Below are 14904 nucleotides of genomic sequence, written 5' to 3'. Positions count from 1 at the left end.
CTGCTTTAGTTCGATTTGATGATTTGAGATGAGTCAGGTTGTTCGCATTTCACGTCTCGCCCATAACTGTCTTGATATCGAATGATGTCGCCTTCGCTCAAATGGCTGCCGGTTTGTACCTCGATCATTTCGAGTGGCAGTTCGCCTGGGTTTTCTAAGCTATGAACATGTTCTAATGGAATGTAGGTGGATTGGTCTTCTTCGACTAGGTAAGTTTTCTCATCATTAGTCACCTTCGCGATGCCCGCTACGACAACCCAGTGTTCCGCTCTATGGTGATGCATTTGTAGCGATAACTTATGACCGGGTTTTACGGTGATACGTTTTACTTTGTCGCGTTTACCTAGGTCGATTACATCGTATTTACCCCAAGGTCTAAACACCTCACGGTGATGAACATGTTCTGTGCGACCAGCTTGGTTCAGCTGACTAACAATCGATTTTATGCCTTGAACTTTGTCTTTATTCGCAACCAATATAGCGTCTTTGGTTTCGACAATAATCAGGTTTTCGACACCCACAGTCGCAACCAATTTATTTTCGGCATGAATATAGTTGTGTTGAGAATCGACGGTTAACACATCACCTTCAATGACGTTATTATGCTCATCTTTTTCACTTACATCCCAAATAGCAGACCATGAGCCAATATCGTTCCAGCCGACATCCATCGGGATCACTGCGGCGTGTGAGGTCTTTTCCATCACGGCATAATCGATAGAATCACTCGGACTGCTTTTGAATGCTTCAGCGTCTATTCGGATAAAGTCGAGGTCGGTATTTTGCGTTGCAAGAGCGAGTTTACAAGCTGCTAATATCTCAGGGTGGTGTTCGGCGAGTTCTTCAACATAGCGTGATGCCTTAAACATGAACATGCCACTGTTCCATAAGTATTGTTCTGAGCGGATGTACTCTTCTGCTGTTGCTGTATCTGGCTTTTCTACAAAGCATTCTATTGCGTAGGCGTGATTGATTGGGAGCTCTGTCCCATTAGTATCAGTTTGAATACTGGAGGAAAGAGGCTCTCCCTGCTTGATATAGCCATAACCAGTCTCTGGGGAGTTAGGTGTTATACCGAATGTCACCAGTTTGCCTTGTTTTGCATAATCAACACCACGACTAATCGCTTGTTGGAATTCAGAGGTTTTCGCGATGTGATGATCAGCAGCCAGCACTAATAAGATAGGATCGGATGCGTTTTGTTCATTAAGCGCTGGTTTACTTAAAGCCTTTAGGGCGGCAAGCGCAATAGCTGGGGCTGTGTTTCTACCGACTGGCTCTAACAGTATTCCACTGTGTTGGATATTGGATGCCCGAGCTTGTTCAGCGGCAATAAAGCGATGTTCTTCATTACAGATAATGAATGGGGCATCGCATTTACTATCCATCAAGTGCTCTTCAAGACCTTGCAGGCGTTGAAGCGTTTGCTGAAGCATTGACTGTTCACCGGCAATATTGAGAAATTGCTTAGGGTAAAGCTCGCGAGACAGTGGCCAGAGACGACTTCCGGAGCCGCCGGCTAGAATGACAGGTAAAATCATAGCGTGGTAATTAGGTGCATTTGAATACTTGCGCCATGTTACCACGCTTCACGCTGTTTATTTATCGATAACCAGTTTACTTATCATTAACCAGCTTACTTATCGACAACCAATATGGGCTTGGTTATTGATGACCTTCCGGGGCGGAAGTGATCATACTTTGATCTTCACCAAGAACGTGAGTTTCACCAAAGCCCTGAGGATCGATTTTGAGTGTTTGTGTTGGGAAGGCGATATCTGCATTGTGCTTATGAATAATCGCTAACACTTGCAACAGGACATCTTGTTTAACTTCGTGGTATCTCACCCAGTTGACCGTTTTTGTAAAGGTGTAGATAAAGAAGTTGAGCGTTGATGGCCCAAACTTATCAAAGTTAACGATCAGCGTCTGTTTGGCATCAATATCTGGGTGCGTTTCAAGCATGGCTTTTACGTCATCCACAATCAGAGCCAGTTTGTTTGCATCTTGGTAACGCAGCCCAAAAGTCTCATTGATTCTGCGGTTCAACATTCTTGATGGGTTCTCAACCACAATGTTACTGAACACAGAATTCGGCACGTACAAAGGACGTTTATCAAAGGTGCGAATGATGGTCATACGCCAGCCTATGCGTTCGACAGTGCCTTCGATTTGACGATCGGGAGAGCGTATCCAGTCGCCGACTTTAAAAGGGCGATCGAAGTAAATCATCATGCCACCAAAGAAGTTCGATAGTAGATCTTTTGCTGCCAAACCAACGATCAAGCCACCCACACCACCAAAGGTAAGTAAACCGGAAAGGCTGAGTCCAAACGCCTGCATGATGGTTAGACCACCCATCACCATAAAGAACAAGCGAGCGACTTTCGCTATAGCTTGCACTGTGGTTTCGTCTCTGGTTTTTTGCTCTAAGACATACGCTTCAGTGTTAGTGATCATTCGTAAGGTAAACCAAACGAAGGAACAGATAATCAATATGTGCTTAAGAGTTTTTAACCAGTTGATTTCATTACCAAACTGGTCTTGAAGGATTAGCCCGACAGATACTGTAGCAGGCCAACACCAAAGTAATGTGCTGACTGGGGTTTTCAGTGCTTCTAGTAGCAAATCATCCCAGTGGAAAGGGGTTTTCTGAACCAGAATTTCTAAGCGATTATGGATAATTCGCCAAGCTACCCAAGCGAGAAAACTCGCAATAGTGATGAATAGGACGCTGTTTGCCCAATCACTATGGCTCTGGTTGATGTAGGCTTGTACTTGGGTTATGAATTCATTCATTGTGTGTGCTGCCGCAGAAATTATGAATTGGAAATTAGCAGAAACTCGAGTTGTTCTCTACCTTTATAAATCAAGCGATTATGACAATAGTATAACCTTATTCTTGCAGAACTAACTTTTTTTTAGATAGAAACTAATGTAGGTTTGGCTATCCCGTGTAATTAAAATTTCTAAACAGGATTTCAAATGAGCAACAAACAATATGCAGTTATCGGTTTAGGGCGATTTGGTTTATCTGTTTGCAAAGAGCTACAAAGTTCAGGCGCACAGGTACTCGCCGTCGATATTGATGAAGAGCGAGTGAAAGAAGCGGCGGCTTTTGTTTCACAAGCGATTGTTGCGAACTGTACAAGCGAGGAGACCGTCAAAGAGTTAAGACTCGACGATTACGACATGGTGATGGTGTCGATTGGCTCTGATGTTAACTCCAGTATTCTTACTACGCTAGTGGTCAAAGAATCAGGCGCAAAAGCTGTTTGGGTAAAGGCGAACGATAAGTTTCACGGCAAGATTCTCTCTAAGATTGGTGCCGACCATATCATCATGCCTGAACGAGATATGGGCATTCGTGTTGCGCGTAAAATGTTGGATAGACGCGTTCTTGAGTTTATCGATCTTGGCAGCGGTTTAGCGATGACGGAGATTGTTATCGGTTCTAATTTGTTGGGTAAGAAACTTGGCGACCTTAAGCTGTGTAAAGAAAATGGTGTTGAGGTACTTGGCTTCAAGCGAGGACCGAACCTCACTAAAGCACCAGAACTGGATGTGAGTTTAGAAATTGGGGATGTGGTGATCATCGCTGGGCCGAAAGAGACCTTATCTAGAAAGCTACGCAATTGGTAATAAGGTAACAGTATGAATTCGTTAAAACGAAAAGGTACTTTCTACACGCTTAAGAGTGATAAAAAGCCACGTAAAGGCTCTGAACCTAAGATTATCCTTATGAGTTTCTTAGGCGTACTTATCCCATCTGCAATATTGTTGACGATGCCTGTATTCTCTGTGACAGGCCTAAGTTTTACGGATGCACTGTTTACAGCAACCTCGGCGATCAGTGTGACAGGATTAGGTGTTGTCGATACCGGTGAGCATTTCACCTTGGCGGGCAAAATCTTACTGATGTTCTTGATGCAAGTCGGCGGGTTAGGGCAGATGACGCTATCTGCGGTGCTGCTTTACATGTTCGGTGTTAGGTTAAGCCTTAAACAACAAGCACTTGCGAAAGAAGCGCTTGGCCAAGATCGTAAGATTAACCTTCGCAAATTAGTTAAGAAGATCATCATCTTTGCATTAGTGGCTGAATTTATCGGTTTTGTATTGCTCTGTTTCCGCTGGGTGCCTGAGATGGGATGGTCAACGGGTAGCTTTTATGCACTTTTTCATGCTATATCAGCATTCAATAACGCAGGTTTTGCACTGTTTTCAGACAGTATGATGAGTTTTGTGGATGATCCATTGGTGATCTTCACCTTAGCTGGCTTGTTTATTTTCGGCGGGCTAGGCTTCACAGTCGTCGGCGACCTATCGAGTAACTGGCGTAAAGGTTTTGGACATCTTCATTTACACACCAAGATTATGCTAACCGCCACTCCGACTCTATTGTTGGTAGGTACGGTATTGTTCTGGCTGTTGGAAAGAAATAACTCAGCAACCATGGAAGGGTTATCGACTCAAGGACAGTGGCTAGCCGCATTTTTTCAGTCGGCAAGTGCTCGTACTGCTGGCTTTAATAGTGTGGATTTGTCTCAGTACACACAGCCTGCATTATTGGTGATGATTGTACTGATGTTGATTGGTGCCGGTTCTACCTCAACAGGTGGTGGTATTAAGGTTTCGACCTTTGCCGTCGCCTTTGTCGCAACTTGGACCTTCCTACGTCAGAAAAAGCATGTAGTGATGTTTAAGCGAACCGTAACTTGGCAAGCGGTAACAAAGTCATTGGCCATTATTGTGGTAAGTGGGGCGTTATTAACCACCGCGATGTTTTTGTTAATGCTTACTGAAAAGGCAGCGTTTGATCGAGTCATGTTTGAGGTGATTTCAGCCTTTGCAACGGTTGGCTTAACGGCTGGCTTAACCGCGAACCTGACTGAGCCAGGTAAATACATCATGATTGTTGTTATGGTGATTGGACGTATCGGCCCCCTGACCTTGGCTTATATGCTAGCTCGCCCAGAACCTTCCTTGTTGAAATATCCAGAAGACACGGTGTTAACGGGTTAATTAGGTTCACGGGCTGATAAATAAAGCTTTGTAAATAAAAACAAAGCCAGCGATATGCTGGCTTTGTTGTCATAGGCTGTTCGTTAAATGCTGAATGTTTAGCCCTCAAACATCTCAACGTATTCCTCATAGCCTTCTTCTGCTAATTTATCCGCTGGGATAAAGCGCATTGCGGCTGAGTTCATGCAGTAACGTAACCCTGTTGGTTTTGGACCATCTTTAAATACATGTCCTAGGTGAGAATCGCCAAACTTGCTGCGAACCTCAGTTCTTGGGTAAAGCAATTTGTAGTCAGTAGTTGTGACTACATAAGCCTCGCTGATTGGCTGTGTAAAGCTCGGCCAGCCTGTACCTGATTTGTATTTGTCTTTTGAAGAGAACAATGGCTCGCCAGTTACGATATCAACGTAAATACCTTCTTGCTTGTTATCCCAGTATTTGTTGTCAAACGGGCGCTCTGTTGCATCGTCTTGTGTTACATCGTACTGCAGTGAGGTTAGCTTCGCTTTGATCTCTGCATCAGACGGCTTGACGTAGGTCTTAGCATTAGCTGTCGCATTTTTGCTGTCGATGATCTGACGGATAGTTTGTGGATTCTCTTTTCTATCGTCACCGAAGATCTTATCTAGGTACTGATCGCGGCCAGAAGCATAGCGGTAGTAGTTATAACGAACTTTACTCTTCTTGTAATAGTCTTGGTGATAGTCTTCCGCTGGCCAGAATTTTTCAAATTCAATCAGTTCTGTTTTTAGTGGTTCACCAAAGATATTAGCTTTGTCGATCTCCATCATGAAGCTCTGAGCAACATCTTTTTGTGCTTGGTTATGATAGAAAATAGCTGGTCGATAATGACGGCCTCGGTCTACAAAAGAGCCTTTGTCATCGGTTGGGTCGATGTGTCTGAAGAATTGGTCAAGAACCTGTTCATAGCTAACAACATCAGGGTTGTAAGTCACGTTGATCACTTCGATGTGACCAGACTTGCCTGAGGATACTTGTTTGTAGGTTGGGTTTTCTAGTTCACCACCAGAGTACCCAGAAATAACGTCGGTGACGCCTGTCAGCTTTTCTAGGTCGGATTCTGTACACCAAAAACAACCACCAGCCAGTGTCGCGATTTCACTTTTACCTGAATTAGCTGTTTTATCCATTGTATTGGCAGTGCCAGTCTGGCTTACAAACAGCGAAATCAGTGGTAGCGCAACCACGAGTGATACCAATATTTTAGATAATTTATTCATAGATACCTCATCTTGACGTTCTTCTCATTCGATTTTGAATGTACGAATAGAGACAGGTTTTAGATGGAAAAAATTGCATCATTCATGAAAAAAATATGTCATTGAGAAAATCTTGCTCATAAATGCCGCCAGTAGTAGGGTGTCGGTACTAACAATAAATAATAGACAGTGATGGCGGTTATCGGTCATCTAAGGGACAGTATGCAAGCAGAAGTTAAATGGGTCGAAGGCTTTAAATTCTTAGGTCAATCTCAATCAGGTCACTCTGTCGTGATGGATGGAAGTGGTGGTGCAACTGCGCCAAGCCCGATGGAAATGGTGTTGATGGCTGCTGGTGGTTGTAGCTCTGTTGATGTGGTTGATGGTTTGAAATCTGCAGGCCAGAACATCACAGGCTGTAATGCAAAACTTGAAACAACACGTCGTGAAACCGCGCCAAAAATCTTTACCGTGATTAATATTCATTTTGAAGTATCGGGTGACAACCTTGATCCTGAGCTTGTTGCTAAAGTCTGTGCGGATTCATTAGAGAAATACTGTTCAGTATGTCTGATGCTAGGTGCTGGCGTAGAGATGACCCACAGCTGGGAAATCGTTTAGCCTTCTGATTGTTACTTTCGCGATAGGCTAATGTTTTACGGCTTACGACGTATGGGTAGAGCCAGACAAAGAAAAGGGCGGAGCACATTACAGTGTTCCGCCCTTAATTATTCTCGCTAGAGTAGAGTGCTATTATTCAGCCGCTTCTACGATAACTTCTTCCATTTGCGCTTCTTCTTGGTATTCGAAGCTTGGGATTGTTGCGTCAACACGACGGTTTTGCGCACGACCCTCGGCAGTATCGTTTGTTGCTACTGGGTTTTCTTCACCTTCACCTGTAGCCGTAATACGGTCTGCTTCAATACCTTGCTCTTCGATGTATGCAGCTACAGCGGCAGCACGTTTCTTAGAGATCATCATGTTGTACTCAGCTGCACCTGTTGAATCGGTGTGACCAACTACATTGATTGACGATTGAGGGTAAGTTTGCAGCACTTCTACTAGTGGCATTAGAGCAGTTTCACCCTCAGTAGACAGTTCAGTGCTGTTTGTCTCAAACATGCCTTGAGAGAAGCTTTCAGTTTGCGCTTTAATTACAACAGTCTCTTCTTCAACCACAACGGCTTCAGGTTCTGCAATTGGTTCAGCTGGAGCCTGTGTTACCGCTGCCGCAGTAGCTACTGTTGCGGCTGAAGCTGTCGTGTTACCTGTACCGAAATTGTAGCTTAGACCAATGGTAACAAGGTTAGAGTTAAGGTCTTGGATAATCTTATCGTCAAAATCATCGAAGTATTGGTATTCAACTCTAAGCGCCCAATCGTCTGAAAGCTGTTTCTCGGCACCGATACCTAAGGCCAAAACAACGTCGTCTTCGTCATCGTGCATGATGTAAGCAGGACCTGCTTTGAAGAAGATATCAAATTGTTGTTTAATCGCTAGTCGATACATTGGGCTCAAAGAAATGGCTACGATAGAATCGCTGTATCTTTGAGTCGCTCCGTTGTTGTTAAAGCTGGTGTCATAATCACCTAAGTAATCTGCATTCAATTCTAGAGCAATGTTATCGGTAAAGTTGTAGCCACCGTAAATACCGCCCGCAACTGAATCATCTTCACAATCAACGTTGTCGACACAAGCGCTATCTAGCCAACCCATGCCAACTTTTGCGCCAACGTATGTCGTTGCGGCAATTGATGGAGCAGCAGCGAAACCTGAAGCAGCTATTACTGCACACATGATTTTTGACAGTCTTTTCATAATCTTATCCTTGGATTAACTCTTATTGTTATCTGAATGAGCCTTTAAAGCGACGACTTACTGATTGGGACACTGCAGCAGTAAGTGGTTCAGGCGTAGATTCAGGTCGAACCTATCTTGGAACTGTTTTTACATTGTTAGTGTAGTTGCTTATTGGGGTCAATGAAGTTGTTAAAATTTATATATTTAAGGTGCTATTTACAGAGGTTTTTGTCAATTAATTGTTGTCTCAAATGTTGGAAACGAAGAAACCTCGTATCATTTTTAGGTGATACGAGGTTTCTTTTTATGTGTGCGGATTATTGGGCTATAGGCCCTGATTTGCGGAAGTTACAGGAGTTATGGGCGCTCTCCGGCTAACAAACGTTTTTCAATGTCTGCAATGACACCTGGTAGGTCTGCAATGGTATCGATTAGGTAGTGTGGGTTTGATTTGTTTAGCTTAACGCTTGCTTTTTCACGTGCAGCCGCAAGTGTTGTCTCGTCTGCATCTAAATATTCTTGATACGTTAACCCTGCTTCGTTCCCCGATAATACAAGTCCAACTGTCCACATGCCTGCGTTGTGACCTTCATCGATCCCCGGTGCTGCGTCGTCTACTTTTACACACGCAGCAACGCTAGTTACACCTAGGTCGATTACGTTTTTCAGTGCCATAAATGGAGCAGGGCGACCACCTTGAGGTAAGTCATCGGTCGCTACCACGTTATCTGGTCGGTAACCGTAATCTGCAGCAGCAGGAATTAAAACATCCATCACTTCACGTGGGTAACCTGAACAAGACCCGATCTTCACGTTCTTCTCTTTTAGGTTATTGACCACTTCTATCGCATTCAAAATAGGTGCTGCGTGATCGGCTACTTTCGCTTTTTGAAGAGGCATGAATGCCGCGTAGATCGCATCAACGTCTTCACTTATCATGGAGCGTCCGAACTGAGCCTTCCAACGAGAGTCAACAGCAGGAATTCGACCCACTGCTTGGATGTGGTCCCATTTGCCGATCCCCATAGGTTCACGCGCTTCTGCTAAGTCGATATCAAAGTCGAAACCTTGTCTGAATGCTTCAACGAAAATACTGGTTGGAGCAAATGATCCAAAATCAACGATAGTGCCAGCCCAGTCAAAGATAACCGCTTGGATAGGTGATGTTGTGTTCATAGTCGTGTCCTATTTCTGTTCTCTCCCAGCTCAAGTTGTTCTGGGAGATGAATGATTGTTTTAAGTTATTGGTTAGATGATGGTTTAAAGGTATTCAAAGTCTTTGCAGACTTTTGCTATCGCTTTTTCGAATACAGACAGAGCGACTTCTAGTTCGCTGCGGCTGATGATCAATGGTGGGCTCAACTGAATCACATTACCTTGTGACACCTTGAAACTCAGGCCATCGTTTAGACATTGGTAAAGTACTGCTTCCGCTTCATCGAAAGCTCGGGTTTTGGTGATATGATCGGTGACCAATTCCACCCCCCAGAGCAGGCCGATGCCGCGAACGTCACCAATGACTGGGTACTTCTCTTTCATTTGAAGCAGTTGTTCACACACGAATGCGCTGTCCGCTTGTACTTTTTCAAGAAGGTTTTCTTGCTCAATCACTTCCATGGTGGCGAGTGCTGCCGCGCAACCAATTGGGCTTTTTTCGTGGGTGTAGTGACCAAGAGATACTTGCGCTGCCGTGTTGTATTTGTCTTTAGTGATCATGGCTGCGATTGGCACTAAGCCGCCGCCAAAACCTTTACCGATACAAAGAATGTCAGGTTCGATATCAAAAGCTTGGTGAGTGAACCATTCGCCACTGCGACCCATACCGTTTGGAATGTCGTCGATGATCAACATGACGTTATGCTTATCGCAGATCTCACGGATGCGCTTCCAGTAAGCTTTGCTTGGTACTTGAACGTCTGTGTTACGCACTGCTTCGGCAATGAAGGCACCAATGCCACCTTCTTTTTCAATCACATACTCAAGGTAATCGGCGTAGTGCACATCACATGCAGCCTCACTTTCACCGCCTGCGCTTTGCCCGCGAAGCGGAAAAGCACCACGATAGGAAACCGCTGGTGGAATGCGTTCTACGCCAGCCATTAATGGCCCCATGCCTTCGCGGAAACAAGCTTCGCCACCCACTGAAATGGCATCGAGTGACGCGCCATGGAATGAGTCCCACAATGACACTACTTTGAAATTGTTGGTGATATGTCTAGCAAGTTTTAGCGCCATGCCGATCACTGATGTGCCACCCGGAGCAAACAACACGCGATTCAAATCACCACCGCAGATCTGTGTGAGTTTCTCAGCACACTGAACCGCAGTTTCATTGGTGAAGCGACGTGGTGAAAATGGCAACGACGCCATTTTCTGAGTCACTTTATTGATGATGTGGGGATGACCATAGCCTAGTTGATGAACATTATTCCCGTGAAAGTCCATGTACTTTTTGCCCGTCGCATCTTGAATGTAGATGCCTTCGGCTGCTTCAAGTGTGTCTAGGCAAGGCGTTGACATGGCTTGATGAAGAAACACGTCAGAGTCACGTTTTAAAATCGCTTGAGTCGCATCATCGTTTAGCGATTCGTTCCATTTTTCGCGTGCTGGCGTGGTGTTCACATCGCCTTCGCTTCGAAAGTGTGTGGCCTTTAGAATCGGCTCTTGATTGGTCGTCGTCATTATTTGATGTCCCAGTACATAGCATTCTTAACTGCGCCAATGAGAGCTTCAATGTCTGACGGGTACACTTCACCAATGTTACCGATTCGGAAGCAGTCTGCGTTTGAAACCTTGCCCGGGTAAATCACAAAACCTTGTTCTTTCAAACGGTCATAGAATTCCTTGAATTGGTAATCGTTATGAGTTGGAGAATAGAAAGAAGTAATGATAGGTGAATGAAGATCATCATTAAGCAGTGGCTCAAAGCCAAGAGAGCGCATACCTGCAACCAATGTGGTTTGGTTGGTTTGGTAGCGATTATGACGAGCTTCGATGCCACCTTCTTGCTCCAATTCAAGTAGAGCTTGGTAGAAAGCACGCACTGTATGAGTTGGAGAGGTGAAGCGCCATTTACCATGGTTGCTTTCCATGCAGTGCCATTGGTCAAACAGGTCAAGGCTTAATGAACGAGCTTGGCCTTTGCATTTTTCCAGTTCCGATTGCTTCGCAATAACAAAGCCGAATCCAGGTACACCTTGAATACACTTGTTTGCCGAGCTGATCATGTAATCGATACCTAAGTCAGCAATATCCATAGGGATGCCACCAAAACTCGACATCGCATCTACAATGACGGTTTTGTTGTGCTGTTTTGCCAATTTGGCGATGTCTTCGATTGGATTCAACATACCCGTAGTGGTTTCACAGTGCACAATCGCAACGTGAGTAATGTCTGAATCCATAGCCAATGCCGTCTCCATTTCGTTCAAGTCAGGCTGTGATGTTTCACCCGGGGAAACGACATGGCATGGAATGTTTAAGTATTCTGAGATTTGAGCAATACGAGCACCATACGCACCGTTGTCAACAACAAGAAGCTTGCCGCTTTTTGAGATAACGCTACCGATTGTTGCTTCAACTGAAGCGGTGCCGCTACCTTGCATTAGTACGCTCGTATAACCCGTTTGCTTAGTCGCCAAAGTCACTAGCTTGCTACGAATCACTTCAACAACGTCTTTGTTGTATTCATCATCCCAAGTACACCAATCTTTTAGCATCGCTTGGCGAACGGTTTCAGAAGTAGATAGAGGACCCGGTGTCAGTAGTAGGTATTCGTTTCTCATGTTCAATTCTCGTGATTTGTATTTTGGACTATACCAGTATTTGCGGTTACTTTAACAACCAATTTAAACGGTCGTAAATAGCCCAAACGTTATTTTCACAAAAGCTTCATATTCAAATTTGTCACTTGTGTTGAGAAATTTTCCGATCTTTAAATTGCCATTTTTTGTTCATTTAACCGTCATAAAAGTCGATTAGGTTAATACTCGTCATCTGGTACATACCAATGTAAAGGCGTGTACTAACAATCTAAATGAATTTATGGATATAGGCGCCTCTTGATGAGGCTTCTAATTTAAGAAACGTTAAACCTTGGTTGCTTCCAAACCTAGGCAGCTTTAAACCTCGATAACTTTTAATTTTGGCAACTTCTCACTTTAGAGTTAAGCCTGACTGGAGAAAATGATGAAAAACCGTTTTATGAAAGGATCACTTGCAGCTTTAGTAACTCTACTAGCTGGTAACGCTTATGCAGCACAGGAAGTGACGGTTTACACTGCTTTTGAAACTGACATTTTAGCTAAATACAAAAATGCTTTCGAAAGTGAAAACCCAGACATCAACATCAAGTGGGTGCGTGATTCAACAGGGATCATGACGGCAAAATTATTGGCTGAGAAAAACAACCCTCGCGCAGAGGTAGTTTGGGGTCTTGCAGGTTCTTCAATGGCATTGCTTAAAGAAGAGGGCATCCTGAAACCTTATACGCCTCAAGGTGTAGAAGCATTACGCGCTAACCTTAACGACCCACAGTCGACTCAAGCTTGGTATGGCAATGACGCATTCTTCAATGCAGTTTGCTTTAACGAAGTGGTGGCTAAGCAATTGAACCTACCGGCACCTAAGTCTTGGGATGACCTAACTAAGCCTATCTACAAGGGCCACATCGCTATGCCAAATCCAGCGTCTTCTGGTACGGGCTACATGCAGGTTTCGGCTTGGCTACAAAACATGGGTGAAGACCAAGGTTGGAACTACATGCAGAAGCTAGACCAAAATATTGCTCACTACACGCACTCTGGTTCTAAGCCATGTGTTCAAGCAGGCATGGGTGAAGTCGCTATCGGTATTTCTATGGCGAGCCGTGGCGCTAAGCTGAAAACTCAAGGCGCTCCACTTTCAGTGATTACGCCTGAAGGTATCGGTTGGGAATCTGAAGCGGTAGGTCTTGTTAAGCCTTCGGATGCTGCGCAGCGCGTTGTTGATTGGTCTATTTCTAAAGCGGCAAACGAGCTTTACATCGAAATGTACCCAGTTGTTGGTCACCAAGATGTGACAGGCAAAGCAGAGAACTTCCCTAATGTAGAAAATAACATGGCAAAAATGGACTTCGCTCGCATGGGTAGCGAACGTGCTGACGTTCTTAAAACATGGTCTGAGAAGTTTGACGCTAAATCAGAGCCAAAATCCTAATCTGCCGATCTATTCAGTTAATTAACTATTTAGTTCATTAGAAGTTAGAAATCAGTAAAGGAAGGCTTCGGTCTTCCTTTTTTAGTTTTACGCCTTTAGGTTTTTAGTAAGGTAAAACAAATGAAAAAGCACTACTCATATTGGTTCAAGCAAGCATTGGAACAGGAATTTGGCAGCATAGATGCAGGTTTAGAATCCGCGAAGCCACTTAAAAAAGATGTTAACTGCAACATCGCTATTGTTGGCGGCGGCTATACAGGTTTATGGACGGCGATTTTAATCAAACAACAGCAACCCGAAAAACATGTTGTCGTGATTGAAAAAGGCCTATGTGGTAGCGGCGCTTCTGGCGCAAACGGCGGCTGTATGCTGACGTGGTCGACTAAGTACCCAACGTTGAAAAAGCTCTATGGAAAAGAACAAGCGAAATGGTTGGTTAAGGAATCGGAAAAGGTTATATACGAGATCGAAGCCTTCTGTAACGAACACAACATTGACGCGCATCTATATCGCAGCGGAACTTACTACACGGCGACCAATGAAGATCAAAAGGGTGGAATGGAGCCTGTTGTTAATGAGCTGGTTAAGCAGGGTATCAATAGCTGGAAGAAGTGCGACAATTCTTTGGCTGATAAAGCGGGATCTGATCGCCATATTGAGGGTTACTACTCAGAAGCTGCTGGTAGCGTTCAGCCAGCGTTATTGGCGAGAGGCTTACGCCGCGTTGCGATCGAATTGGGTGTCGAAATTTACGAAAATACAGAGATGACTTCTCTTGATTACGGCTCGCCAGCTCGCGTCCAAACTAAGGGTGGGACGATAACTTCCGGTAAAGTGATCTTAGCGCTCAATGCATGGATGCTCGATCACTTTAAAGAGTTCAAACGCAGCATTGTGGTTGTCTCGTCTGACATGGTAGTGACTAAGCCTATTCCAGAAAAACTCAAGCAGTTTGGTCCCGAAAAAGGAGCGGCGGTAGTGGACTCACGTATCTTTGTTCATTACTACCGTGACACTGAGGATGGACGACTCATGTTAGGCAAAGGTGGCAATAAATTCTCGTTTGCGAATCAGGTTGAAAGCATGTTTAACCAAACGACTAACTACCTACCGATTCTCAATCAATCTTTCCAGAAATTGTTCCCTAAACTGGATCAGAATGAATTCGATTACAACTGGTCGGGCGGTTCTGACCGATCCGTCACAGGATTGCCATTTTTCGGTAATCTAAAAGGCCAAAACAACATCTATTATGGGCTCGGTTACTCAGGTAATGGTGTGGCTCAAACTCGCATGGGAGGCAAAATTTTGTCTTCAATGGTGTTAGGAGGTGATAACGAATGGACACGTAGTGGCTTAACTAGCGGTCCACGAGGCTATTTCCCACCAGAGCCATTTCGTTGGGTTGGGGCAATGATGGTTAGAGATGCTGTTCGAAGAAAAGAGAACGCGGAAGACTCTGGTAACACGCCATTGTGGTTGGATAAACAATTGGCAAAGCTCGCGGGTGCGGCAGGTAAAGCCGACAAGGTTGAATCGTAGATTAATCTAGCGTTTAAACTAGAAGTTTACATTTAGGCTCTCAGTGATTTATGGGCAAGTCACTGAGGGTTTTCAACGTTGAACTGACTTTTAATAGCAATCTTTAATGCTTATTATTTCTGCA

Annotated in this window: 12 protein-coding genes; 5 read left to right on the top strand and 7 right to left on the bottom strand. The window is 44.4% G+C overall.

What is annotated here, in order from left to right:
- Nucleotides 1–5 precede the first annotated feature (5 nt).
- Both MSG36_RS08030 and MSG36_RS08025 read right to left on the bottom strand, forming a co-directional pair.
- Complete coding sequence (locus tag MSG36_RS08030) at nt 6–1541, bottom strand: mannose-1-phosphate guanylyltransferase/mannose-6-phosphate isomerase (RefSeq protein ID WP_248367349.1); 1536 nt, start codon at nt 1539–1541, stop codon at nt 6–8.
- A gap of 124 nt (nt 1542–1665) precedes the next feature.
- Entirely contained in the window at nt 1666–2799 is a 1134-nt protein-coding gene (locus MSG36_RS08025) for a mechanosensitive ion channel family protein (protein WP_248367150.1), read from the bottom strand.
- Nucleotides 2800–2985: 186 nt separating this feature from the next.
- Between MSG36_RS08025 and MSG36_RS08020 the strand changes: the two genes are divergently transcribed.
- Together MSG36_RS08020 and MSG36_RS08015 are read left to right on the top strand one after the other, a co-directional pair.
- Nucleotides 2986–3642 carry a TrkA family potassium uptake protein gene (locus MSG36_RS08020; protein WP_248367147.1) on the top strand — a complete coding sequence of 219 codons (657 nt, stop codon included), beginning with the start codon at nt 2986–2988 and terminating at the stop codon, nt 3640–3642.
- A gap of 12 nt (nt 3643–3654) precedes the next feature.
- Nucleotides 3655–5022 carry a TrkH family potassium uptake protein gene (locus MSG36_RS08015; protein ID WP_248367145.1) on the top strand — a complete coding sequence of 456 codons (1368 nt, stop codon included), beginning with the start codon at nt 3655–3657 and terminating at the stop codon, nt 5020–5022.
- Between the two features lie 98 nt (nt 5023–5120).
- Here MSG36_RS08015 and msrB read toward each other — a convergent pair whose 3' ends face one another.
- A complete protein-coding gene (gene msrB, locus MSG36_RS08010) occupies nt 5121–6263 on the bottom strand; it encodes a peptide-methionine (R)-S-oxide reductase MsrB (protein ID WP_048612925.1) in 1143 nt (380 codons plus the stop codon).
- 201 nt (nt 6264–6464) lie between these two features.
- Here msrB and MSG36_RS08005 point away from each other — a divergent pair, with 201 nt between their 5' ends.
- Entirely contained in the window at nt 6465–6863 is a 399-nt protein-coding gene (locus MSG36_RS08005) for an OsmC family protein (protein WP_017068628.1), read from the top strand.
- Between the two features lie 132 nt (nt 6864–6995).
- Here the strand turns inward: MSG36_RS08005 and MSG36_RS08000 are convergent, their stop codons facing one another.
- From MSG36_RS08000 to phnW, 4 genes are all read right to left on the bottom strand, one after another.
- Complete coding sequence (locus MSG36_RS08000; RefSeq protein WP_248367143.1) at nt 6996–8060, bottom strand: OmpA family protein; 1065 nt, start codon at nt 8058–8060, stop codon at nt 6996–6998.
- A gap of 339 nt (nt 8061–8399) precedes the next feature.
- Nucleotides 8400–9218, bottom strand: a complete 819-nt coding sequence (gene phnX / locus MSG36_RS07995) for a phosphonoacetaldehyde hydrolase (protein WP_248367142.1) — start codon at nt 9216–9218, stop codon at nt 8400–8402.
- Between the two features lie 84 nt (nt 9219–9302).
- On the bottom strand, nt 9303–10724 hold the full coding sequence (locus MSG36_RS07990) for an aspartate aminotransferase family protein (protein ID WP_050633135.1): 1422 nt from the start codon (nt 10722–10724) through the stop codon (nt 9303–9305).
- Nucleotides 10724–11827 carry a 2-aminoethylphosphonate--pyruvate transaminase gene (gene phnW, locus MSG36_RS07985; protein ID WP_050633134.1) on the bottom strand — a complete coding sequence of 368 codons (1104 nt, stop codon included), beginning with the start codon at nt 11825–11827 and terminating at the stop codon, nt 10724–10726. Before phnW ends, MSG36_RS07990 begins: the two co-directional genes overlap by 1 nt.
- Nucleotides 11828–12227: 400 nt before the next feature.
- Here phnW and MSG36_RS07980 point away from each other — a divergent pair, with 400 nt between their 5' ends.
- Nucleotides 12228–13238 (top strand): putative 2-aminoethylphosphonate ABC transporter substrate-binding protein, encoded by a 1011-nt coding sequence (locus tag MSG36_RS07980; RefSeq protein WP_146490077.1) that lies wholly within the window; start codon nt 12228–12230, stop codon nt 13236–13238.
- A gap of 120 nt (nt 13239–13358) precedes the next feature.
- Nucleotides 13359–14780, top strand: a complete 1422-nt coding sequence (locus tag MSG36_RS07975; RefSeq protein ID WP_248367140.1) for an FAD-dependent oxidoreductase — start codon at nt 13359–13361, stop codon at nt 14778–14780.
- The last annotated feature ends 124 nt before the right edge of the window (nt 14781–14904 follow it).

It is taken from the genome of Vibrio sp. 1CM8B, assembly GCF_023161685.1.
GTDB lineage: Bacteria > Pseudomonadota > Gammaproteobacteria > Enterobacterales > Vibrionaceae > Vibrio > Vibrio coralliirubri.
This window is presented reverse-complemented; position numbering and strand designations above follow the sequence as displayed.

Bases quoted from the DNA above. Each gene is read 5' to 3' on its own strand.
- MSG36_RS08030 (WP_248367349.1), bottom strand. From the start codon at position 1,541: ATGATTTTACCTGTCATTCTAGCCGGCGGCTCCGGAAGTCGTCTCTGG.
- MSG36_RS08025 (WP_248367150.1), bottom strand. From the start codon at position 2,799: ATGAATGAATTCATAACCCAAGTACAAGCCTACATCAACCAGAGCCAT.
- MSG36_RS08020 (WP_248367147.1), top strand. From the start codon at position 2,986: ATGAGCAACAAACAATATGCAGTTATCGGTTTAGGGCGATTTGGTTTA.
- MSG36_RS08015 (WP_248367145.1), top strand. From the start codon at position 3,655: ATGAATTCGTTAAAACGAAAAGGTACTTTCTACACGCTTAAGAGTGAT.
- msrB (WP_048612925.1), bottom strand. From the start codon at position 6,263: ATGAATAAATTATCTAAAATATTGGTATCACTCGTGGTTGCGCTACCA.
- MSG36_RS08005 (WP_017068628.1), top strand. From the start codon at position 6,465: ATGCAAGCAGAAGTTAAATGGGTCGAAGGCTTTAAATTCTTAGGTCAA.
- MSG36_RS08000 (WP_248367143.1), bottom strand. From the start codon at position 8,060: ATGAAAAGACTGTCAAAAATCATGTGTGCAGTAATAGCTGCTTCAGGT.
- phnX (WP_248367142.1), bottom strand. From the start codon at position 9,218: ATGAACACAACATCACCTATCCAAGCGGTTATCTTTGACTGGGCTGGC.
- MSG36_RS07990 (WP_050633135.1), bottom strand. From the start codon at position 10,724: ATGACGACGACCAATCAAGAGCCGATTCTAAAGGCCACACACTTTCGA.
- phnW (WP_050633134.1), bottom strand. From the start codon at position 11,827: ATGAGAAACGAATACCTACTACTGACACCGGGTCCTCTATCTACTTCT.
- MSG36_RS07980 (WP_146490077.1), top strand. From the start codon at position 12,228: ATGATGAAAAACCGTTTTATGAAAGGATCACTTGCAGCTTTAGTAACT.
- MSG36_RS07975 (WP_248367140.1), top strand. From the start codon at position 13,359: ATGAAAAAGCACTACTCATATTGGTTCAAGCAAGCATTGGAACAGGAA.